24 protein-coding genes are annotated in these 23,777 nt (G+C 31.1%); 2 read left to right on the plus strand and 22 right to left on the minus strand.

Annotated elements, in window-relative coordinates; all coding sequences use genetic code 11:
• Positions 1 to 36: 36 nt before the first annotated feature.
• Entirely contained in the window at positions 37 to 765 is a 729-nt protein-coding gene (locus tag T473_RS0106830; protein ID WP_024621225.1) for an HAD family hydrolase, read from the plus strand.
• 207 nt (positions 766 to 972) lie between these two features.
• Here T473_RS0106830 and T473_RS0106835 read toward each other — a convergent pair whose 3' ends face one another.
• The 17 genes from T473_RS0106835 to T473_RS0106920 all read right to left on the minus strand — a co-directional run bounded on the left by T473_RS0106835 (position 973) and on the right by T473_RS0106920 (position 16,501).
• On the minus strand, positions 973 to 1,464 hold the full coding sequence (locus T473_RS0106835) for a hypothetical protein (protein WP_024621226.1): 492 nt from the start codon (positions 1,462 to 1,464) through the stop codon (positions 973 to 975).
• A gap of 9 nt (positions 1,465 to 1,473) precedes the next feature.
• Positions 1,474 to 1,881: a hypothetical protein gene (locus tag T473_RS0106840; RefSeq protein WP_024621227.1), complete on the minus strand. Its 408-nt coding sequence runs from the start codon at positions 1,879 to 1,881 to the stop codon at positions 1,474 to 1,476.
• A gap of 121 nt (positions 1,882 to 2,002) precedes the next feature.
• Positions 2,003 to 2,851, minus strand: a complete 849-nt coding sequence (locus T473_RS0106845) for a DUF5685 family protein (RefSeq protein WP_024621228.1) — start codon at positions 2,849 to 2,851, stop codon at positions 2,003 to 2,005.
• 183 nt (positions 2,852 to 3,034) lie between these two features.
• Positions 3,035 to 3,697: a helix-turn-helix domain-containing protein gene (locus T473_RS17230; RefSeq protein ID WP_024621229.1), complete on the minus strand. Its 663-nt coding sequence runs from the start codon at positions 3,695 to 3,697 to the stop codon at positions 3,035 to 3,037.
• A 103-nt stretch (positions 3,698 to 3,800) separates the two neighbouring features.
• Entirely contained in the window at positions 3,801 to 5,192 is a 1,392-nt protein-coding gene (locus T473_RS0106860) for a M20 family metallopeptidase (protein WP_024621230.1), read from the minus strand.
• Positions 5,193 to 5,294: 102 nt separating this feature from the next.
• Positions 5,295 to 6,038: a glutamine amidotransferase gene (locus T473_RS0106865; RefSeq protein ID WP_024621231.1), complete on the minus strand. Its 744-nt coding sequence runs from the start codon at positions 6,036 to 6,038 to the stop codon at positions 5,295 to 5,297.
• A gap of 14 nt (positions 6,039 to 6,052) precedes the next feature.
• Positions 6,053 to 7,327, minus strand: coding sequence for a M20 family metallopeptidase (locus T473_RS0106870; RefSeq protein WP_024621232.1), 1,275 nt, complete (start codon positions 7,325 to 7,327; stop codon positions 6,053 to 6,055).
• Positions 7,328 to 7,383: 56 nt separating this feature from the next.
• Positions 7,384 to 8,379: an ABC transporter permease gene (locus tag T473_RS0106875; RefSeq protein ID WP_024621233.1), complete on the minus strand. Its 996-nt coding sequence runs from the start codon at positions 8,377 to 8,379 to the stop codon at positions 7,384 to 7,386.
• Positions 8,363 to 9,874: a sugar ABC transporter ATP-binding protein gene (locus tag T473_RS0106880; protein WP_024621234.1), complete on the minus strand. Its 1,512-nt coding sequence runs from the start codon at positions 9,872 to 9,874 to the stop codon at positions 8,363 to 8,365. The genes T473_RS0106875 and T473_RS0106880 overlap by 17 nt, the downstream gene beginning before the upstream one ends.
• Positions 9,875 to 10,002: 128 nt before the next feature.
• A complete protein-coding gene (locus T473_RS0106885) occupies positions 10,003 to 10,956 on the minus strand; it encodes a substrate-binding domain-containing protein (protein WP_024621235.1) in 954 nt (317 codons plus the stop codon).
• A 190-nt stretch (positions 10,957 to 11,146) separates the two neighbouring features.
• Complete coding sequence (rbsK, locus tag T473_RS0106890; protein WP_024621236.1) at positions 11,147 to 12,037, minus strand: ribokinase; 891 nt, start codon at positions 12,035 to 12,037, stop codon at positions 11,147 to 11,149.
• Between the two features lie 35 nt (positions 12,038 to 12,072).
• Positions 12,073 to 13,089 carry a LacI family DNA-binding transcriptional regulator gene (locus T473_RS0106895; protein ID WP_024621237.1) on the minus strand — a complete coding sequence of 339 codons (1,017 nt, stop codon included), beginning with the start codon at positions 13,087 to 13,089 and terminating at the stop codon, positions 12,073 to 12,075.
• Between the two features lie 209 nt (positions 13,090 to 13,298).
• On the minus strand, positions 13,299 to 13,562 hold the full coding sequence (locus tag T473_RS0106900) for a hypothetical protein (RefSeq protein WP_024621238.1): 264 nt from the start codon (positions 13,560 to 13,562) through the stop codon (positions 13,299 to 13,301).
• 91 nt (positions 13,563 to 13,653) lie between these two features.
• Positions 13,654 to 14,727 carry a DUF362 domain-containing protein gene (locus T473_RS0106905; protein WP_024621239.1) on the minus strand — a complete coding sequence of 358 codons (1,074 nt, stop codon included), beginning with the start codon at positions 14,725 to 14,727 and terminating at the stop codon, positions 13,654 to 13,656.
• Positions 14,728 to 14,760: 33 nt separating this feature from the next.
• On the minus strand, positions 14,761 to 15,228 hold the full coding sequence (locus T473_RS0106910; RefSeq protein ID WP_024621240.1) for an RrF2 family transcriptional regulator: 468 nt from the start codon (positions 15,226 to 15,228) through the stop codon (positions 14,761 to 14,763).
• A 23-nt stretch (positions 15,229 to 15,251) separates the two neighbouring features.
• Positions 15,252 to 16,034 (minus strand): sensor histidine kinase, encoded by a 783-nt coding sequence (locus T473_RS0106915; protein ID WP_161627542.1) that lies wholly within the window; start codon positions 16,032 to 16,034, stop codon positions 15,252 to 15,254.
• Positions 16,035 to 16,132: 98 nt separating this feature from the next.
• Positions 16,133 to 16,501 (minus strand): hypothetical protein, encoded by a 369-nt coding sequence (locus tag T473_RS0106920; RefSeq protein WP_024621242.1) that lies wholly within the window; start codon positions 16,499 to 16,501, stop codon positions 16,133 to 16,135.
• Positions 16,502 to 16,868: 367 nt separating this feature from the next.
• Between T473_RS0106920 and T473_RS0106925 the strand changes: the two genes are divergently transcribed.
• Positions 16,869 to 18,095, plus strand: a complete 1,227-nt coding sequence (locus T473_RS0106925) for an HD-GYP domain-containing protein (protein WP_024621243.1) — start codon at positions 16,869 to 16,871, stop codon at positions 18,093 to 18,095.
• Positions 18,096 to 18,236: 141 nt separating this feature from the next.
• Here T473_RS0106925 and htpG read toward each other — a convergent pair whose 3' ends face one another.
• The 5 genes from htpG to T473_RS0106950 form a co-directional block, all read right to left on the minus strand.
• Complete coding sequence (gene htpG, locus T473_RS0106930; RefSeq protein WP_024621244.1) at positions 18,237 to 20,198, minus strand: molecular chaperone HtpG; 1,962 nt, start codon at positions 20,196 to 20,198, stop codon at positions 18,237 to 18,239.
• 86 nt (positions 20,199 to 20,284) lie between these two features.
• On the minus strand, positions 20,285 to 21,607 hold the full coding sequence (locus tag T473_RS0106935) for a tetratricopeptide repeat protein (protein WP_024621245.1): 1,323 nt from the start codon (positions 21,605 to 21,607) through the stop codon (positions 20,285 to 20,287).
• A gap of 135 nt (positions 21,608 to 21,742) precedes the next feature.
• Complete coding sequence (locus tag T473_RS0106940) at positions 21,743 to 22,096, minus strand: FliM/FliN family flagellar motor switch protein (protein WP_024621246.1); 354 nt, start codon at positions 22,094 to 22,096, stop codon at positions 21,743 to 21,745.
• A gap of 3 nt (positions 22,097 to 22,099) precedes the next feature.
• Positions 22,100 to 22,981 (minus strand): FliM/FliN family flagellar motor switch protein, encoded by an 882-nt coding sequence (locus tag T473_RS0106945; protein WP_024621247.1) that lies wholly within the window; start codon positions 22,979 to 22,981, stop codon positions 22,100 to 22,102.
• A gap of 18 nt (positions 22,982 to 22,999) precedes the next feature.
• The gene (locus T473_RS0106950) at positions 23,000 to 23,761 is read right to left on the minus strand and encodes a flagellar hook-basal body complex protein (RefSeq protein WP_024621248.1); all 762 of its coding nucleotides are present in this window, start codon (positions 23,759 to 23,761) and stop codon (positions 23,000 to 23,002) included.
• Positions 23,762 to 23,777: the final 16 nt, after the last annotated feature.

Consider the following 23,777-nt stretch of genomic DNA (forward strand, 5'->3'; position numbering starts at 1 on the left):
ATAATAATATAAAATGATTAATTTAGGGGTGATTTTTTGGGAAAAACGGCGGCCTTTTTCGATATAGATGGAACTTTGTATAGAGATTCACTAATGATAGAACATTTTAAAAAACTAATTAAATACGATATAATCGATCAAAAAGACTGGTACAGCAATGTGCGAGATACTTTTATGGACTGGGATAAAAGACAGGGAAACTACGATGACTACTTACTCGAGGTAAGTGAGCTATATGTTAGATCAATTATAGGGCTGGATACTACATGCATTAATTTTACAAGCGATCAAGTTATAAAGTTAAAAGCCGATAGAGTTTATAAATATACTAGATCTAGAATTGACTCGCATTTAGCACAAGGGCATATTGTAATTTTCATTTCAGGTAGCCCAAATTTTTTAGTTGAGAAGATGGCTAAGAAATACAACGCTACTGATTTTTGTGGAAGTGAATATATTTTTGAAAATGATGTTTTTACTGGTAATTTAGTTCCTATGTGGGATTCTGAGAGCAAAAATACTTCTATAAATAATTTTACTAAAAAATACGATATCAATCTTGAAAATTCATACGCTTACGGGGATACAAATGGTGATTTCAACATGTTGAGACGTGTCGGAAAACCAATCGCTATAAATCCTACAAAAGAACTTTTAAAAATGATAACTCTCAACGGAAATATGAAAAACAAAACTAAGATTATAGTTGAGAGAAAAGACCTTGTATATTCTCTAGTCCCAAGTGTTGAAATTGTCGATATCTAATATATTATTGCAAAGATTTAAGCTTCTCAATTAATACTTATACATTAATTGAGAAGCTTTAAATTCTAAATATATTATTGTTTTACAATTTTTTGTTAACTATATAGTTCCTTTATATATTTGTCTTTAACCTCTTTATCCAAATATTTTTGTAGGTATAGCTTCTCTGCTGATATCGAACTATCACATCTACTAGATTTAACTCACTTAACCTCTAAAAATCATTTTTCTAAGTTTTTGATTGTAGTAATTGATAAATAATGTATAAGCATAATCATAAACCAAAAATACCACTTGAAACGCTAAAATAATGAATATATTCATTCGAATGTAGACTATAGCTCTAAGCATAAAATAAAGTGTAAAAATAGCTATATTTGCAAATACCAACTTCAGAACATACTCTAAGTATATTGGCCTGTCTTTTTCAATCAAGTATTTTACTATACCATAAATCGCAAAAGTACAAATATATACTACCCAGTGTACTTTATTTGACATAACTAAAAATCCAAGTAATGCTGACCCCATATAGAATGCAATTCCTGTTTTTAAACCCCACTCCATTACTACAACTGCTACAAGAAGAGATGCTAGACCCATCAAAAACATTGTATTATTAGGAATTATATTTATCAAAAACAGCAGTATTACATTTACTGCCAACAACATTCCACCATAAGCTATTTTCTTATTCATATTCATCACCTAACAACAAGTTATAAGATCTCCTCCGCAACATTCACAACATGAATCTAAACACCATAATTTACAACATGTATCACAGCAGTCATCACCGCAACAACAACAACATCCACCTAGATCGCTTTGGCGTCTTCTATTGTAATTATCAGCTCTATCATTGTAATTATTTCTATATTGAGTATAGTTGTCAAAAGCTCTATTGTACTCTCCATTATTTGGATCCATAAATCTAGCTCTTTTAATATAGTCTTCTCCTTCTTCATAGAAACCTATATTCATTGCAGATATTCCAGATAAATAGTACCACTCAGCACACTTGTCAGATATCGACTTTAAGAAATTGTAAGCCTTTCTAAATTCCCTATTGTCTATCATTCTTCTAACTTCAATAAAACCGCCATTGTTATACATTTTTTGTTCTCCCCTTTCAAAGTACTTCTTAGTTTGCCTAAAAACTACATAATTTCCCAGGAAATTATACACAATATTAGTAGTTTCAGTTTAACTAAATACTATTTTCGATGTTTTTATTTTAATTATTCTGTTGATTTATTTCACTATTTTCTTTGTTTAGTATTTTCCTATATCTAAGGTAAACCCCAGAGTATATTATATTCTCAAGTATATTCCTATTGACTTTTAAATCTAGACTATCAACTGCATCTCCCATTAATCCAAGTGAAAAACTTATTATTTTATCTACTCTTTCTCTTAACTCATCTCTTCTATCGACATATTCTTTAAATGGGTTATAGCTTCCTTTTTTTATATCCTCATTCAGATCTTCAAAAGCATCTAGTATATAGATGTACTTTCCTATGTTAAACCCTACTGTTCTGAGCCTTTCCTCGTACTCGTCTTCTCTATATGCAAATATCTCACTCATCAGATTTCCAAAAGTATTTGATACTTCATCTATATTTATATTACCATCTTTTTCAAGCCTATCTAGCTCCTGAAGTTGATCTTTTATATATTCAGCTTTATCGGGATATTTTTCATAAGCATTTTTTATTTTACCTTTGTATATATTATATGCTAATTTATTTTTAATACCTCCCTCATCACGAACATTGTCTTCCAATTTATAGTAAGTGAGTAATATATTCATAATTGCTGCGTATTCTGTAACTTCATTTATAAGAACTTTATTCTTTTTAATAGGAGATGAAATACATGTCTCTTCAGTCACAACTGACTTAGGTCTATATATTGATGACAATAAAACGATCAAAAAAGTTATATCAAAATTTAATGAAAGTCTAGATATCTCTCCGTGATTTCTCTTAAGGCATTTACATAGACCACAGTAGTATGACTTGTAATGGTCGTACTCTCTAAATGTTAAGTCCATCTTGTTTATTTTTACATAACCAAACATATTTATTCCCTTCTAAATTCTATTTACGTAGAAATTAATATCTTATAGTATAACATTTTTTTCTGAATATTTCTAACAACAAAGTGTTACATTTAGATTAGAATTTGATTAAAATAAAAGAACAACATAGTAATAATAAATCTATGCTATCCTTTTCATCGTTTATTTATTTATATTCTCTCTTCATTTACAATCGTCTATTTCAATATCAATTAATCCGCGTTTTTTGATTTTCACGTTATATTTCAGGCGATAATTTTTTTCTTTATTAGCTATTGCTTTGTAAATTTCTTCAATTTCATTTTTTATATCCTCTTCAGATGCGTACCATCCTAACATGACAGTGTTCTCTCCCCAGAAAGTGTGCCTATCAATACCTAAAAGCATTGCGTAAGGTTGATTTTTTTTAGGTTTAAAAACTCGAGATACATTAAATTTATAGTATGATGATAAAATTTTTCCTGTACAATCAATAATAGATATTTTATCGGTATTATTGTTATTATTACGGTCATTGCTGCTATTGTATATATTGCTAGTATAGACTTTTCCACCTTTAATATTTCTATTTAAATTTTCTTCGGAAATAGCTCTATATTTAACATTTAATTTTTCATCAACTGACTTTATACCACTATCTATTATATCGACTTCATCATCAAGCAGATAATCATAAGTTACATCGAAAACTTTTACAATCTTAGTTAACTTTTCATGATCAGGGACTGAACTCCCATTTTCATATTTTGAAATAGATTGCCTTGATACATTCAATATTTCCGCTAATTTTTCTTGTGACATATTATTTTCTACTCTTAAAAATTTAATTTTCTTTGATAATGTCATTCTTTCACCCCCATGGATTAATTATAGATTAGAAGCGAAAAATTAAAACCAATTTATAGTTGCATGTTGCTACTTTTAGTTGCAATAATATTAATTTAAGACGCTACAGTATAGGTTTGTATATAAAATCGCCTTTTGTTTCTACTAACTCTGCTTTAGCCTTTTTAACTAATTCTTTGTCATTCATTACATCTACTACCGTACATGCTATAGATTTAGATGCTAATAACATAGCTTTAAATCCCATATCAGATCCGGCACTTGAACACGACTGCCAAGTATGAGCTGAAACTCCTATAGGCCAAACTGAGCATGAACACTGTGCAGTTGGAACCATATAACTTATATCTCCTATATCTAGAGATAACGGTATACAGTTATTTTGAACTACAGTATCATCAGTAACTTCGGTGTGTAGGTATTTATCAATTATATTTAAATTTCCACTTAGTACGTTTGCAACCATGCCTCTGTCAGATTTAGATATCTCTTTAGTCAATGCTTTTGCAAATTCGATGTCTTTATCATTGTATTTTTGTGTACCAATCGCCTTCATATTTTCTGAAAGCACATCAGTTAAAGCACTGTTTGGAATATAGTCATAAACACCGCTTATTACCTCGTACTCCATCTGCGTACTAGTCATAATCGCTGCCCCTTTAGCAACATCTACAACCCTTTCAAATACACTTTGTACATGCTCCATCTTAACTCCTCGAACGTAGTACCAAACTTCTGCAAAGGCCGGAACTATATTAGGCGCTCCCCCACCATCTGTAATTGAGTAATGTAATCTACAGCTGTCAAATATATGCTCTCTTAGATAATTACATCCCACATTCATAAGTTCAACTGCATCAAGAGCACTTCTACCATTTTGAGGAGCCTGTGCGGCATGTGCGCTTATTCCCCTAAATCTAAATTTAATTGAATAGTTCGCAAGTGTAGGAATTCTTATAGGTGTATTTATATCAAATGGATGCCAACTAAATGCACAGTCTATTCCATCAAAACAGCCTTTATCTATCATGTATATTTTACCTGATAAATCCTCTTCTGCCGGAGTTCCAAAGTACTTTACTGTTCCACTTACCTTTCCATCCTCAATCATCTTTTTAACGGTTACAGAGGCCCCTAGCGCTCCTGTTCCAAGTAAGTTATGTCCGCATCCATGTCCCGGTGCTCCTTCTGTGACAGGTTCTTTAACCGTTGAGACTTTTTGAGATAACCCAGATAAAGAATCGTATTCGCCAAGTATACCCATAACCGGCTCTCCACTTCCGTAAATAGCTATAAATGCAGTATCCATGCCATCCACTTCTTCAATTTTGAAACCCTTGCTTTTTAAGTACTCCTTGTGTAGATTTGATGCAAAGTATTCCTTGTATTGAAGCTCTGGATTTGACCAAATTTGGTCTGAAATATCTCTTAGTTCATTTTCAATACTGTCAATGTAGTCTACTGTCATTTGCTTGTTTGGATCAAGATTGCTCATAGTTGTCATCTCCTCGTAATATATATTAATCATTCTTTATATTACAAAAACCTCTTGTAAAGTCAAAACGAGACTATTCAAGAGGTTTTAAAGTTCATATAATTATTTAGTTAACCAGTTTACCATATTAACCCATAGTGTGTTGTAGTATTCCCAATCAGTGAATTCTTTTGGTCCCCAGTGAGGAGCACAGTCAGAACTGAATATAGCTGATTTACCTTTACCGAATTCTCCAACTGCAACAAATGGATCTCCACCTATTGTAGCTAAAACTTCGCAACCTTCTTTAGCTATAGTCTTATTATATCCTAAGAATTTTGGCCACTCTGTCGGTATACCTTTTAAAACATCGTGGTTTGAGTTTACTATTACAGGAGTTATTCCCGCTGGTCTTTCTACTCTGTCGTCTTTATCTATCATTGTTACAGGAAGAACTTCTGCAAGAGCAGTTTCCCCGTAACGAGTTTTTGCATCTATACCAGTAAATGACATGTATCCACCTACCATTATTAGAGCTCCACCATCTCTTACGTAATCGCTTAATAATGCTAATCTGTCAGGATTTGAATTACAATCTACGAAAGTGCTGTTTGATAGTAAGAATGAGTTAGAACCTATATCTGAAAGTATTATACAGTCATACTCTTTTAATCCTTCCATTTGGTATGGGAATCCATCTACAGCTTCATGAGCTGGCATATGAGTAACTTCATATCCACCTGACTCTATACCTTCTTTGATCCATTTTACTGCTACTTCGTAGTGAGAAGTTACAAATGTATCAAATCCCTTTATATGAGTTATATTCTTAACCCAAGATTCTCCAACAATTAAAACTTTTTTCATTCTTTTGTTTCCTCCTATTTTGATAAGTTTAAGATCATGCTTGCATACATAAGTATGCTCTCTAAATAGCTTTCTATCTCCACATATTCATCTACAGAGTGACACTGATTAATTGAGGCTGGTCCTAATATAATAGTAGGAATTTCTGCCATATTTTGCATTATTCTAGCATCATTACCCGCTGTAGATGAAATGATTTTAACTTCTCTATCAAGCGTATCTTCAAGTATTACCTTAGTCTTAGTTACAAACTCAGACTTTGTATCAATTTCAAAACCAAATCCTGATTGAGATATTGTTATCTCTGGCATATTCTCTCTTAGCCAACTATCCCCTTCAGCTCTAGTCTTAATAGTGTTAAATATATCTTCTACAACTTGATCATAGCTCATAACTGTAGGTAAGAAATGCGCCATAGCTTTAAAAGTGCATTTACCCGCTACAGTTGAAGCTGCATCTCCGCCTTGTATAACTCCTAGATTTATTGTAGGAGCAGGAAGCAGTGGATGCTTATATTTCATAAGCCAGTTGTGCTCAAGTTCTTTAAGATCCTGTATAAGCAACATAGCTTTTTCTATTGCATTAACACCTTTCCATTTGCTACCGGCGTGAAGGGCAACACCCTTGACATCTACATCAAATCCAACAAATCCCATATGAGCGACTATCATGTTCTTTTCTGAACACTCGCATACAACACAATAATCTCCTTCAATACCATTCATTACAGCGTTTACAGTACCATTGCCTCCACCTTCTTCGTCACATACAGACATGACTTTAACAGTTCCTGGAAGCTCTAGTCCACTATCTTTTATAAGTTTAACTGCCATAAATGGTGCTATAAGACCTGATTTCATATCAGCGGCACCAAGGCCGTAGATTTTCCCATCAACCTCAGTACCTGTATATGGATCGTATGTCCATTTACTTAGATCTCCTGCTGGCATAGTATCTATATGTCCATTAAAAACAATTGTTTTACCTGGGTTTTTTTCACTATACTCACAAATAAGGTTGTATCTATCATGGTCTTTATAATTATGACCAATATTTCCTTCTTTGTTTATTTCTCTTGATTTCAAAATTGTCTCTTCGCTCATATCTTGACGTTGAGCTTCAAATCCAACTTCTTTTGCAAGCTTTTCTAAATAAACTTGTCCTTCTTTTTCATATCCACCGAGTACACCGTGACCAATATTTTCTGTCTTGATTCCAATTAGACCTTTCAGATCCTCAATATACTCTTGTTTGTTTTTGTTTATAGTATCTATTAAAATTTTTTTCATAATAACCTCCAAATATTAGGCTATATAATCCTAACTAAATTACAACTTTTTTAAATTTAGTTAGAGTTTGCTTTTTTTAATTTTAGGTTATTGATCCATATAGCAAATAACATAACTAAACCTTTTATAATCATTTGATTGTATGAAGAAACACCTAATAAGTTTAGACCATTTCCAAGTATACCTATTATACCGACACCTATACATGTCCCAAGTATCGAACCAGAACCACCCATCATGTTAGTTCCTCCAAGTACAACAGCTGCTATAGCATCAAGCTCAGCGCCATCACCAACTGTTGGAGATCCAGAAGCTAGACGAGAAGAAAGTATAATACCTGCAAGAGCAGTAAGTACGCCAGCTAAAGCGTAAACTTTCACTATTACACTTGTTACTTTTACACCGCAAAGTCTCGCTGCTTCTGGGTTTCCACCTACAGCAAGTACGTGTCTACCAAATGAAGTCTTTTTAAGTAAATAATGACCTGCTATAACTACTACAATCATTATTATTACTGGTATAGGAATTGGACCTATGTATCCTCTACCTATCATTTTAAATGCGTCTGTATTTACAGATATTGGTCTACCACCTGTAAACACGAAACTAAGACCACTGATAATAGTAAGCATTGCAAGCGTAACGATAAATGGTGGTAGTTTTTGTGTAGAAATAATTAAACCTTTAACTACACCTAATATACCACCTATACATAAAGCTAATATTATACCAACCCATATAGGCATATTGTAATTTACTACAGTTGCAGCCCATAAAGTACCAGTTAAAGCTATAACAGCACCAACACTCAGGTCTATACCTGCTGTTATAATTACAAATGTCATACCAACTGCTAGTATCGCATTTATAGAAATTTGTCTCATAACATTTACTAAGTTATCCATTGTCAAGAAGTTAGATGAAGCTACACTCATAATTATAAATAGTATTATAAGCCCTGCTGCTGCACTACCTTGCTCTCTTAAAAAAGGAAGTACTTTACTCTTAAATGTCGGTGGCGTATTTTCCTCTTTTTTAGTTATTGAACTCATCAATCTTACCTCCAAAAGCTAATTTTAAAACGTTGTTTTCTACTTTTTCTTCACCTTCTAAAAATCCGCCTACTTTACCTTCTCTCATAACCATTATTCTGTCACTCATAGAGATGAGTTCTGGAATCTCAGATGAAATCATTATTATACTAACTCCATTTTCTACCAAGTCACCCATCAAATTGTATATCTCTGATTTTGCATTTACATCTATACCTCTTGTCGGTTCATCCATTATAAGTATGTCTGGACTCAATAATAACCATCTTGCAATTATACCTTTTTGTTGGTTACCACCACTTAAACTTTGTATAATCTGATTCATATTAGGAGTTTTTACATTTAGTGATTTTATATATCCATCTACTATTTCTTTTTCTTTAGCATTGTCAATAACTGACCCAAATTTAGAGATCTTTCCTAAACCAGGCATTGTTATATTTTCTTTTACAGTCATCTGTAAAAACAGACCGGTTTTCTTTCTATCTTCTGTTATCAAACCTATACCATTTTTAATCGCTACTGAAGGGTCCTTAAATTTGACTTCTTTTCCACTTAAGAACATCTTACCTGAATCGAATGAAGTTAGTCCAAATATTGATTCTACAATTTCACTTCTCTTACTGCCAACTAGACCACCAATACCAAATATTTCACCTTTTCTGAGATTGAAACTTACATCGCTGAAAACTCCATCTCTAGTTAAGTTTTCAACTCTCAATATTTCATCAGTAATCTCAACCTGTCTTTTAGGGAAAAATTGGTCTAACTTTTTATCTATCATTAAATTTACTAACTCTTCTTCAGATGCAACCTCTTCTGTTATAAGTGTAGTAATGGTTTTTCCATCCCTCATGATTGTTATTCTGTCACATATCTCGAATAACTCTTCCATTCTGTGTGATATATAAATTATACTCACGCCATCTTTTCTCAAATCTTTTATTAATCTAAATAATATCTCTGTTTCTTTCTTACTTATAGATGATGTCGGCTCATCCATTATCAATATCTTAGTATCTAAAGACAGCACTCTCGCTATCTCAACCATTTGTTTCTGTGCAATGCTCAAACTGCTTACTAAACTTTTTGGATTTATGTCGATTCCCATATTGTCAAAGATTTTTTTTGCTTCATCATTCATTTTCTTATCATTAGTTAAAATTTTTCCGTTTATTTCTTTTCCCATAAATATATTCTGAGCTACGGTAAGCTCGTCAAATACTGTTAATTCTTGGTATATTGCATTTATACCTATTTCTTTCGATATAGTTGGTGATATATGTTCAATCTCTTTGTCTTGGAAAACAAATTTACCTGATGTTTTAGCATGTGCTCCAGTAAGAATCTTTATAAGTGTAGATTTACCCGCACCATTTTCACCTAGTAAGGCATGGACTTCACCTTTTTCAAGATTAAAGTTTATATCGTCTAATGCTCTAACTCCAGGAAATTCTTTGGCAATATTAGTTAATTTTAAAATTGTATTGCTCATTACTTCACTCCTTATATAAAGGTTGTCCCAAAATTGAATGATTGATGATCTCTTTAAAAGCTAAAGATTATAATCAAATGTCATTTACATAAACCAGACAATTTTGAGACATCCTCTTGATGCACTTCCTATTTAAAATCTTTTACGTTTGCTTTATCGTATAGAACTACTGGTACTGGTAAGTTTTTATCTACTTTTTCGCCTTTAATAGATTTAACAACTGCTTCTACAGCCATACGACCCATTTCTTTAGGTTGTTGCTGTATCATAGCAAGTACTGTTCCATCAGTTATTCCTGATGCAGCTTCTTCTGTTAAGTCAAATCCTACTATTTTAGCTTTAGTGTTTTTAGAAGACTCAAGAGCTGCTTTTGCGCCAAGAACACTGTTTTCAGCTGTAGCGTATACTATATCTACATCTGGATTTGATTGTAGTAAGTTTTCTACTGTGTTTAGAGATTCTTCTCTGTCATATCCTGGTAAGCTGTTTAATATCTTTATATCTGCTGAATCTTTGAAAGCTTCTTTAAATCCTTCAACTCTCTCTCTTTGTATATGAGATTTTAACTCAGTTACTATAGCTATTTGAGCTTTGCCGCCTAAATCTTTATCTATATGTTCTTTTGTGTATTCACCTAATTGCTTACCTGCTGCTTTACTCTCTGTACCGATGTAAGTAAGTACATTGTCTGTTGTAAGTTTAGCATCAACTGTTGCTACTGGCACTTTTTCTTGTGCATTTTCTACTGCTGGAACTATTGCAGAGTTATCAGTTCCCATAACTATCATTCCGTCAACACCTTGTTGTAAGAAATCTTCTATTGCAGACGTTTGCTTAGCAACGTCTTGGTCTGGATCATTTACTATAACTTTTACACCAAGTTTTTCAGCTTCTTCTTTGATACCCTCATCAATATCAATGTAGAATTGGTGTTGCATTGTTATTGTAGATACCCCAATAGTAAGGTCTTTTTTGTCTTTAGAATCTTTCTTATCCGATCCTGAAGAGCTTTCCATAGAGCAACCTGTAAGAGCACCTAAAGCTAGTGCAGTTACTACCCCTAATGATAATACTTTTTTCATAATTAACCTCCATTTAGTTAAAATAAATTAAATAAAACTTGTCCCAAAACCACTTAGCCTCTATTTAGATATAATTCGTAAACTGCGTACTATTTATGTCTTAGACTTTTTTTATACCTAAAAAGTTTATCTCTAGAAGCAAGCAGATTTATTACAAATGTTTTAACTTAAAACCAATAAAACTAATTTTTTATTTGTTTTGTAGATACTTAAGCACTTCATCTTGCGTTGGCATTCCAGGTTGAGCTCCAAGCTTTGTAACAGATATACCCGAAGCAACAACTGCATATTCAACAGAATCGAAAAGCGACTTACATTCTGTTATGCCTGCAGATAATGCACCGTTAAATGTATCTCCTGCACCAGTTGTATCCTTAACATCTACCTTTATACTAGGTATATGTCTAACCTGCTCTCCATCATGGAATCTAACTCCATTACTACCCTCTGTTATTATTAATTTATTTGGGTATTTTGCTAAAATACTTGGTATTTCTTCTTGAGTATTAAATACAATTTTGTACTCATGCTCATTTGGTGTCAAATAAGATACTCTATCTATAATTTCACATGAAAGTTCTACTGCTGGCGCTGGATTAAGCAACACCTTTATTTTGTTTTCATAGCAGAAGTTTACAACATATTCAACAGTTTTAAGCGGTACCTCTAGTTGTAGTAGTACTATATCTGCCTTCAATAGTTCGTCTTCAAACTGCTTAACTATATCTATATCCAATTTCTCATTTGCACCTTGAACTACGATTATGCTATTGTCGTTATCTGAAAGCACAATAGATGCAACTCCTGATGATACTCCTTCTTTTTTAGTTATCAAATTTGTACTTACATTGTTGTTTTCAAAGTTTTCAAGCATTTGATCACCAAAAGCGTCGTATCCCAAACAAGCTACAATGCTGACATTTCCGCCCAATTTTGATGCTGCAACTGCCTGGTTTGCTCCTTTTCCTCCAGGTGAGGTAAAGAAATCATTTCCTAAAACAGTCTCTCCACTTTTAGGTCTCTTATCAACTGCGCAAACCATGTCTAAATTTGCACTTCCTACAACTATTATATTTCCCATTCTTTTACTCCTTCATGTAGTCTCTATATGTCTATCTACAATTTTCTAGTTGATTCTCTAACTACTAACTCTGGTTCAAAAACCATGTCTTCTATAGAATCCGTATTATTGTTCGTATTTTCTAGATTTTTTATGAGGATTTCTCCAGCTTTATATCCAATATCGTACGAAGGCTGTCTTATTGTAGTAAGCGATGGACTTATCATACTAGACATATATATATCATCAAATCCAATGATGCTAACATCCTGTGGAACATTAAGCGCTCTACTTTGAAGGCCTTTCATAACTCCAATTGCAATAAGGTCGTTTGAGCAGAAAATTGCTGTAAAATCTAATTTTTCTATACTTCGGATAAAATCAAATCCCCACTCGATTGTGAACTGGCCTATAACTGCACTTTCAGGATACCATTCGATACTGTACTCTTCTAATGCTTTTTTATATCCTCCCAATCTATCTGATGCAATTTCGTTTTGGTTTGGACCACTCAAATACAATATTTTTCTGTGTCCATTGTCTAAAAGATATTTTGTTGCCTTATATGCACCATCAAGGTTGTTTACTCTTACTTTTCCCTTTAAATTTTCTAGATTTATATTGATATTTTTATCAATTAGAACTGTAGGTATTTTTATATTGGTATAACTGACTTCGTCCAAATTCGTGTTTGAAGAAGCCGCAAATATTATTCCATCGATTTTTCTCTCAAGTAAAGTAGTTATCCCTGCTTGTTCTCTTTCAGCATCTTCATCTGTATTACAAAGAATTACATTGTATCCGGATTCATGTGCTTTATCTTCTACTCCTCGAGAGATATCTGTAAAAAATGGATTTCGTATATCTGGAATCAAAAGTCCAATAGTATTAGTTTTCTTTGTTACTAAACTCTGAGCCAATTTATTTGGAACATAATTGTGTTCCTTTATAATTTTAAGAATTCTCTCTCTTGTTTCTTGGCTGATACTCTCATCTTTGTTGTTAATTACCTTTGATACTGTTGTCTTAGAAACACCAGCTAACTTACCTATTTCCTTTATTGTAACCCCCAATGTCACACCTCCAAATTTTGGGTAACCGGTATAAGTAAACGGTTACCTAAAATATTATCATAATAGTATTTTGAATACAATAGTTTTGATTTTTTATTTTGTAAAATTATTTCCAATTCTTTAAATTTTCTAAGTAAAATAAAATTCACCTTAATACAGCGCTAAAAAAGCACTGCAAAAGGTGAGATATACATAAGATTTTTCTTTTTTTACAATATGAATTTAGATTTTGTTCCATCACTTTTTTCTATGGTAATAACCTCTAGGCCACTATAATTTTTAAAGAGCCATTTTATATTATTCATACACTTATTCACCTGATTTTTATTTAAGTTGTTTATAAAATACTCTTTCCTTGTTTCTTCATATTCTTTAGTAGTTAAAAAATTTCTAAGAAAAGTAAATGCAAAGACATTAGGTATGTTGTTTACATTTGCTTTTTTACTTTTAATACTTTCACTATATATTTTCATTATAGATACCTCACATATATTTTTATTTGATAACACCCTCATAATCTTTATATGCATTTAAATTAAAAAGTATATAGTATTTTAAAACTTTTTAAATTTTTATTAACTCGTATTCTTTATTTCCCATACCCATCTCGTAAGCGTAATCAATTATCCTTGTAGCATTTATATCCGGATGAGCATGTTTAAATACATCATGTCCCATTTCTTTTACTACTAAATCATAACATGCTTGTTCAATAGCGATTGGGTCTGTTGAGGCAACTATCCCTATATCATTTGCTATAGGTCTACCTGACCAAGCAACACAGTCACATAGCGGAGTTACATTCATAATAAAGGAAATATAGCCAACCTTTCCTTCTTTATTTGAAACAGCACCATAAGCAAATTCCGCCATTTTTTCAATGAAAACGCTTTCGTCGCTTTCCCATTGAACGTTTATAGCCCTTGTTGGACAGACTGTTGGACATTCTCCACATCCATAACAAAGATCATGATCAATATTAGCCTTTTTATCTATTACTTTTATGGCTTCTCTAGGGCAACTCGCAACACACTTTCCACATCCTACACATTTGGCATCTTTTACTGAAGGTGTCACATCAGAATGTTGCATTTGCTTACCAGCTGCACTTGCACAACCCATTGCTAAGTTCTTTAGAACTCCACCAAAACCAGCCATACCATGACCTTTAAAGTGACTCATAACTATCATGGATGAAGAATTATATATTTCTCCACCGATCTTCACTTCATCGAAGTGTTTTTGACCTATCTTTACATTTTCATAGTTTCTACTAAAAATTCCATCCGCGATGATTATAGGAGCATCAACAACTGGATACGCAAATCCATTTTGTATAGCTGTTGTTATATGATCTATAGAATTTGTTCGGCTTCCAGTATAAAGTGTATTTGTGTCTGTTAAAAACGGCTTTGCACCACATTCTTTAACCTTATCTACAACCTGTCTAACAGCAAGGGGATTCATGTAAGTTGTATTACCCTTTTCCCCGAAATGCAGTTTAATTGACACTAAATCATTTTTATCTATAAAACTATTAAACCCAGCCTTTTCAAATAGCTTTCTAACACTATTTAACAAATTTTTATTTTCTGCATTTGAATATAAATCACAAAAATATACTTCTGATTTTTCCATAAGTTCCTCCTATTTAGTAATTCATCAATTAGACTATTTTTCACAATCTTCAGTGTCAGCATCTTCAGTACCTGAACTTTCAGTATTCTTTTCATCGTACATAGTCAAAACCTCATATAGTGTGTACTTAGACATTTCATTCATCACTATCTTTTGTATTCTACAAAGTTCCCTGTTTACCATACAAACCTTATCACCAGTATTATTTGCACAGTTAAACCCATCTTCAAGACAATCATTTATAAAAATGTCGTCGTCTAGAGCACTAATTACGTCGAGTAAAGTTGTTTGTTTGGTATCTGATAGAAGCTTGTATCCTCCATTTTTGGCACCTACTGATATGGATATAATATTGTTTTCTTTTAGTTTTCTAAATACTTTATATCCAGCATCTATTGGAATATTTTCATTATCACAAATAAATTTTATCGTACGAGTTTCGCCATCCGCTAATGCCCGTATAGTACGTATGCCATAATCAACTTCTCTGGTTATTTTCATATTTATCCTCCTATCAATCTGGTTTAATTGTCTTTACTAAATAATGTCATGGATACCTTAAAAATCTTTTCATCATGTTCAGTATTGAATATCCCATTGTACTTCTTAACGATTTCTTTTAAGTTATTCATCCCTAAACCATGATCGCGGTCGTTTCCCTTTATTGTTTTAAATCTAGAACCATCTTTTCTCACTATTCCACTGTAAGTATTCGATATTTCAATAGCGAGCACATTAGATCTAGAGTTTACAATCAATAAAATCTTTCTGTTATTGATAGGCATTCGTTCACAAGCTTCGATAGCATTGTTGAGTATGTTTGAAAAAACAGAAGATAAATCTACATCATCTATATTTAAATTTTCGACGTTATTTATCTTATATTCAAAATTTATATTTAATCTCTTGGTCTTTTCTATCGCCCCTATCATTACAGCATCGATTATCTTATTGTTAGTTATCTGCTCATATGGAATATCAAAGATATTCTCCGTTAAGCTATTTATATACCCAATAGCGCCTCTGTAATCACCTTTTTTAATTAGCGTTAATATTAAAAAATTATGATTTTTAATGTCATGTCTAAATCTACGTGTTATTTCTATGTATTTTTCATATGACTCATAGTGCTCTAACTGTAGCTTTAACTGGCCTTGAAGGTCATTGATTACATTTAGATATCTACCAACTTTTGATAATTCCTGAATAAAAATCATAACACAAAAGGATAGTAAGAATATCAATATTACAGACAAATCATTAAATCCGCTATCATAATCTAAACTTAACCTAACATATTTGTACATATACAATATCTCAATCAGTATAACTGTGATACAAATGATTAAATTTACTTTTTGTGGCATTGTATTGAATTTATCTCTTTTTTCATATAGTTTTGTAGCTACCAATGATATAGAAAAATGACAATCAATAATACTCCATAAAATTTGGACATATCGCCCATGTAGATTGAGATATATCTTATTATCATAATTGATATAATATGTGAAAATTCCTGTAAAAATGTATACTGCACATTTTTGTACACTGCATAAATTGCAGGTCTATCCATTACAACAATCGTTAACATTGAAGTCATAATTAGAAAAGTTATACCTACTGCTAAATTTCCATTTAAATTTTGCTCAATTATCCTTATTGATAAAAATATAGGAAATACATAGAGCATTGTTAAATGTCTGCTAATTTTTAAATCGTCACGATATACATAAAAACATGCTGCAATTAAAGTTATAATAATATCTAGCATAATACCCCGGCCCCCTTAAACACCTTTAGTGATTTTATTATTGTTTCATATAATAAATATTCACTCCCCTAAAGTGAAACCACTAATATATGTTCGTCCAATATTCTCAAAAATAATTTTAACATACTTAGATATTTTTTAAAATAGATTAGAAGTATTATAAACTCAAGCGTTCTTTTTATGAAAATAGCTATTTTTAGGCATTATTGTTATACCGGATCTCAAATTAAAATTACAAATTCTGAAATTTCAACAGCTTGTAGTCTTTTATAGATATACATAATAAACCAACAATGCTATAATAAATACAACTTATTTTAACCCAGTAATATTTTCTATTTCACTTATGTTTTTAGGAGGTAACCAAATGAGAGATGTAATTTTGGGTAATGGTTCTCATGAATCAGCCGATAAAAAATATCTACAAATCAAATCAAGCGAAAATACTAATATGGCAAAATTTAGCCTATCTCTGTATATTTTAATAACCTTATTTTATGCAACAACTAAAATTTTCTCTAATATCGCTATAGATACAAAATATATAATATTTACATATTTAGTTCTATTAGTTCCAATGGTTTTAGTTTTAGGTCTAACATTCACAAAGTTCGGACAAAAATATATTGTATACATACTTTCAACGCTATCTATATACTCTGGTGCTTATCTCTGCTATATGCTTGTAATGTTTAAATTTAATGTAATCTATTATATTGGATTATTTTTTATTTTTTTCTCTGTATATTCGCTATTTAATTTAGGTAGTAAAATTACCCATATAACGGGTTGGAGCATTACAATTTTTTATTTCGTACTTTATTCATTGTTTAGTAGCAAATTTGACACTGGATTTATAGGTACTTCTATTTTCCTAATAGGAATTAATGGAGCAGGTATTGCCAGTTACTATTATAGAGAAGAAAGACTTCATAAAATTTTTTTACTTGGTGTTGAAACATCAAAAATCAACCAAAACTTATCAAAAGATATTGAAATATTAAAGACAAAACTACATGATTCTAAAGAAGGTTTAAGCTATACGATTGAAAATATTATAATTGATATAGATGAAGATTTCGGACAATATATAAGAAGAATAAAAGAGTATATCAAGATTGTTTCTACTTCATATGCAGAATCAAACCTTTCAGATGATCAAAAAAATGATTTTATCGACAACATGTGTTATGCAGCAACATTTCACAGAATAGACGATTTTTTGATTCGATTTAAAAAAGAAAAATCTTCTAATTCCAAAGAAACTTTACAAAAAATTATAGCTCTTTATCCAAATGATGATGTTATGAAATACGTGTCAATCATTGAGAGTAGCTATACTGAATTTTTTGATGGTTCTGGATCACCTAAAGAATTAAGCGGATGCGAAATCCCGATTGAAGCACGTATAATGTGTGCGGTAGATTTGTACGACGAATTTACAACAGCTAGAGATCCTGAAATGGATCATTTCCAATCATTACGAGAACTTGAAAAATGTAGCGGGAGTATAATAGACCCATATATCTACGATTTATTCGTTCAAAATTCTGAGAAACTTGAAGATATTGCAGAGTCTCCTCAATTTAGTTAATATGATTTATGTTATTATAAATAGCTACACTAAAAGAAATTTACTATTTCCTTTGGTGTAGCTATTATTTATATTGTCTAAAATCTATTTTCTAGCATCAGCAAAATTTATAAACTATATTGAACTAATAAATTAAACTAATTATATTGATATTATCAGGTTCATGAGCTTTAAGTTTCTTTTTATAAATTCATTCATCTCTGAAGGTTCTAGTTCTTTATTCGACATTAACGCTAGATCGACTATTTGGTTACATAAAAGATCTATTGTTTCTTTTTTATATTTATCTTCTTTATCGCTATTTTCTAGATCCACTATTTTGTTTACAATCGAATTATTAGCGTTAATAACTAGAGTTTTTTCTTCTTCAATGTTAACTCCAAAATCAACTCCTGCAAAGTTTGATTTCATCTCTGACATCCTTATAGAGTCCTCTGAAATCAGTATTATTGCCGGAGTTTCTTTCCCTTTAAAAGACTCCACTTTACAGTTTTTGATTCTTCCACCTACTGAATCTTTGAATATATCTTCTATAGCCGATTTACTTTTGTCGCTTACAACATTTGTGTCTGTTGTGTCTTTTCCATCACCTGTGTTTAGTACGTCGTTCAAATCCGAATCAATTCTGCTAAACTTAACCCCGTTTTCTTTAAACTCTATAAAAGATATAAAGTTTACATCTATTGTAGAATCTAGCACTACAGCATTGATATCGTAATCTTTAAACATTTTTATATACTGGAATTGCTGCTCTTCATTGCTAACGTAGAAAACTTTATTCTCATGTTTTTCTTTATTTTCTTCTAAATACTCTTTAAGGGTGATATGTTTTTTATCTATTGTTTTGTACATTATACAGTCTTTTACTTTTTCGTAGAAACTCTCATCTTTTAAACAACCGTATTTTATAAATAGTTGAATATCATCCCAAAACTTCTCATACTCTTCTCTTTCGTTTTTAAATAGAGATTTCAATTTATCTGCTACTTTTTTTACTATATGTTTTGATATCTTACCTACTTCTCTATCATTTTGCAAGAAACTTCTGGAAACATTTAGAGGTAGATCTGGACAATCTATTACTCCTTTAAGTAAAAGTAGAAATTCCGGTATTATTTCTTTTATATTATCTGCTACGAAAACTTGATTATTGAACAGTTTTACTTCGCCTTCTCTTATTTCAAATTCATTTTTAAGTTTAGGGAAATACAATATACCTTTTAGATTAAATGGATAATCAACATTTAAGTGCATCCAAAACAGAGGCTCATCTAATGCGTTAAACACCTTTTTGTAGAATGCAATATACTCCTCGTCTGTACAGTCTTTTGGCGCTTTTAACCAAAGAGGACTTATATCGTTCAAAGGTTGCTGTTTATCTTCTTTAACCTCTGCTTGTATATTTTCTTCTATTACGTCCTCTTCTTTTGTCTTCTCAACATTTAATTTTTCTTCTTTTACTTTCACTTCATCTACTAAAAATATCTCGACAGGCAAGAATGAACAATACTTAGTTATTATATATTTAACAGTATAATAGTCTAGGAATTCTTTGCTGTCTTCTGATAGATACAAAGTTATAGTTGTACCCCTTGAATTTTGAAAGTCTGACTCAATTATTTCATATTCAGTTCCACCTTCAGATACCCATCTGACTGGCTTAGATGATTCAACGAAAGACATCGTATCGATTTGTACTTTATCAGATACCATAAAAGAAGAATAAAATCCTAGTCCGAAGTGCCCTATAATATCATTAGGCTCCTCCATCTTGTCCTTGTATTTGTTAAAGAAATCTTCTGCCCCAGAAAAAGCAACTTGATTGATGTATTTTTTTACTTCTTCTGCTGTCATGCCAATACCATTGTCAGTAAATTTTATAGTCCCTTCACTATTATTTACTGATACTGTAATTTTGTAAGCTTCTTCTCCTGAGTTTGGTATCTCTCCAAGTGATTTTAATCTTTTGTACTTATTTACAGCGTCGCAACCATTACTAATAAGCTCTCTGATAAAAATGTCCTTATCAGAATATAACCATTTCTTAATTATCGGAAAAATATTTTCTGTATGAATTGAAATACTCCCTTTTTCAATACTCATAATCATCCCTCCATTAAATAATAATTTTATATATTTTATTATAATTAAAATATCAACTTTGTTATGTTATCACCCTGTTGAGTATGCTATTTTTTTAATATTTCCTGAACTTTTGAATTGTTGTATAGACTATCTGGAAGCCTTTTCTTAAATTCTCTAAATACATCTTTAGACTTTTCTAATTGGTCATTTTCATAGTAAATTAATCCTAGATTATAATAAGACTCTTCATAATACGGATATTCTTTATTGTATTTTTGTATATACATAGAGTAGTATTTTTCTGAATCACTGTATTTTTTCAATTTCTGGCTAAGATTAGCAACTTGATAGATTGATTCAGATATGTATTTCTTGTCGACACTATTTTCTACAACATCTTTATATAGATTTATAGCCTTATAGTACTCCTTGTTATTTTTAAATTCAATAGCCTTTTTGAAAGACTCTTGATCAAATATGGTAGATTCTTTTTTAGATTTATCTTTTTTATTTTTAGTGTTATCTTTTATATCTTCAATCTTTGAACTTTTATCTTTATCTGTTTTATCCAAATCTTTTTCTTTATCTATTTTTTTCTCTTTAATTCCTACGTCTTGATTTGCCTGTACACTAGGAGTATATTTTGTTATATCCTTTTTTAAGTTTTTTATTTCATAAGTGTTATAAACTAGTACAACTAATAACAATATAAATACTATGAAAAATACATATCCTTTATTCATAAATTTCTTTCGGAAATCGAGTTCTTTTTCATAATATACTTTTTTATCATTATTTAAATCTGATATTCTTTGTGTATCTGAGCCGTTATCTATGTAGCTATAGTTACTTTCATTGCTTCTTATTCCGCTCACTTTTTCCATAAAGTCATTGCCATCAAAGATTTCGTTTCCTCTATCTAATGCGTATATTTTATCTAAATATTTTTGTGCCTTCATTGTCCCGTGTACTTCTCTACAGACCTTATAAAGTATAAAATTCGGTTCTATTAGATAGCTATCCTCTTTTTCGATTTTCTCAAATCCTCTAATTGCGTTTTCATAATCCTCTTGATTTGCAGCTTTTATAAGATTATTGTACTCTTTTATAAAACTAGAAAATTTATCAGATAAAAATATTTCTATATATTTTTTTGCTACTTCATTCTCTTCTATTTTCAAACATTTATAAAAACTCTCAAATGATTTATCAAAATCACACTTAATTAAATTTAAAATTCCGTATAAGTTCATTGCATCGGTGTTATTTTCATCTATGTAAAGACTTTTTGTTAAAGATATATAAGATCTAGTAATATCGCCTGCTTTTATCAAGTCAATCGATTCATTGTATAATTTGTATGAGTGCGTATCTTTGCTATTTTTATCAAAATTGTGTAAATCATATTCTACATTAGTGAACAGCAATAATTTTCCTCCAATCTCTCTAAAAATCTAGGGGTTGCCCCAAAATGTGTTGTTATTTAACTCTATACAAAATTGACTTTCAAAATCGAATAGCATTAAACTTATTAACTATCATCTTTAGGACAACCCTATGATTTATATAAATGTTTTGACTAATTCGTCTCCTTCGACAATACTAGTTATCTTAACTCCAAAATTCAAATCAACTACCACCACTTTGCCATATGCGAGAACTTTATCGTCAATTAAAATTTCAACATCTTGATCTACAAGAGCATCTAATTCCATTAAAGATCCTTTCTGTAGTGACAGAATCTCTTTAAGTTTCATCTTCGTTCTACCTATTATTACTGACAATTCTAAATTTACATCTAGTATTCTAGATAAATTTTCATTTATAAAGTCACCTTCTACATTCTTACTGTTTGCAATCTCTTTATTTAAAAGTATCTTTGCATCTTCATTTGATATAGTTTTACTACCATCCATAATCTACACCTCTTTATTTACAGAGTCTAAAACTTCCAACCCTCTTTTACTATTGATAATCCCCGGCTTTGCTGTATACGATTTTATATTTTCTATGTATATATCTGCGGGATTATTGATGCCTTTGTCTGTAATTAATATATCTCCTTCTTCTAACTTAAGTAAATCTCCTATAGTAATATTTACTTTGCCTATTTCCACACATAAATTTAGGTTCGCATCATACACACTTTCTTTTAATTTTGATGAAAACTCTTCTGGATCGTTTGTAAATTTATCTACTATATCGTTCTCTGGAAGATAGTTTTCAAGCCACTCCTCCATACTACTGTACGGCATACAAAATGATATTTTGCCTATATTCATACCTTTGTGATCTACATCTACATCTGATATACAACTAGAATCACTTGGAATGAAAAACTGTGGCATAGCAACTTTTGTATAAATTCCTTCCACTTCTATAGATTCGAATTTTTCTGGAATATACAGCTTCTCCATGAGTTTATTGACCAAATAAGTTAGAACATTTTTATCGACATCGGTAAAAGTTCTATCTAAATCTTCAATATTACCATCGCCACCAGATGCTATATCAACCCATATCAACGCTACTATTTTATCAATTTTTAATAAGAAACTTTTGGAAATCGGCTTTATGGTAACTTGTACAACAATTGATGAAGCAGATAGTTTATCAAAAAAATCTTGATAGCTAGACTGTTCAATTTCCACAACCTTTAAACTCGATCTATATTTAAGTTCATAGTTTAGGTACATATTGGATTTTCTACAGAAATCATCGGTTAGTATACTTATATTTCTTATATTTTCGCTAGAATATCTCTGCGGTTTTCTAAAATCATACTCTCTAGTTTTATTCATATCTATTACACATCCAGACTATTTAGATCTTAAATTGTTCGCCATCGACCACATATCATCGGCGACATTCATACCTTTTGAGTTAAGTTGAAAAGCTCTCTGTGTTGCTATCATTTCAACCATTTCATCTTGCAAACTTGCATTGGACATTTCTAAGAAACCTTGTTCAATACTTGATTCATTCTCTACATATAAAGCGGCTCCGTCATTTAATTTATATTGACTATCTCCAACAGAAACAAATGCTTCATTGCCAACTGAATTATACAAATTAATTTTTCCTATATGATTTTCGTCAATATAGATATTTCCGTCCTTTGCTATATTAAGATTTTCATTAGTTATGTTGCTATTTGCATAGTTAAATCCTGCATTAAATTGTACATCTAGCTTATTACCTCTTGCATCTACAATGTTTCCTGCTTTATCAACACTGAAGTTTCCATCTCTAGTGTATAAATAATTTCCATCATTTTTTATAACTCTGAAAAATCCATCTCCATCAATCGCTAGGTTAGAACTTATTTCAGTAGACCTAATAGCTCCTTGCGTAAAATCTCTTATCGGAATTGTTACTTTACTTCCTGTACCAGTGTCTATCTTATTCTTTCCAGTTGGATATGTCTTTCTATTTAAGGTCTCATTTACTAAGTCACTAAATTCAATATTTAATTTTTTATAACCGACAGTATCTACATTCGCTATATTGTTTGATACTACATTTAATTTTTCTTGATTGGAATTCATTCCAGCTCTGCTATTATTTATTATTGTATACATACTAGATTCCCCTCAC

The sequence above is a fragment of the Clostridioides mangenotii TR genome (genome assembly GCF_000498755.1).
Lineage (GTDB): Bacteria > Bacillota > Clostridia > Peptostreptococcales > Peptostreptococcaceae > Metaclostridioides > Metaclostridioides mangenotii_A.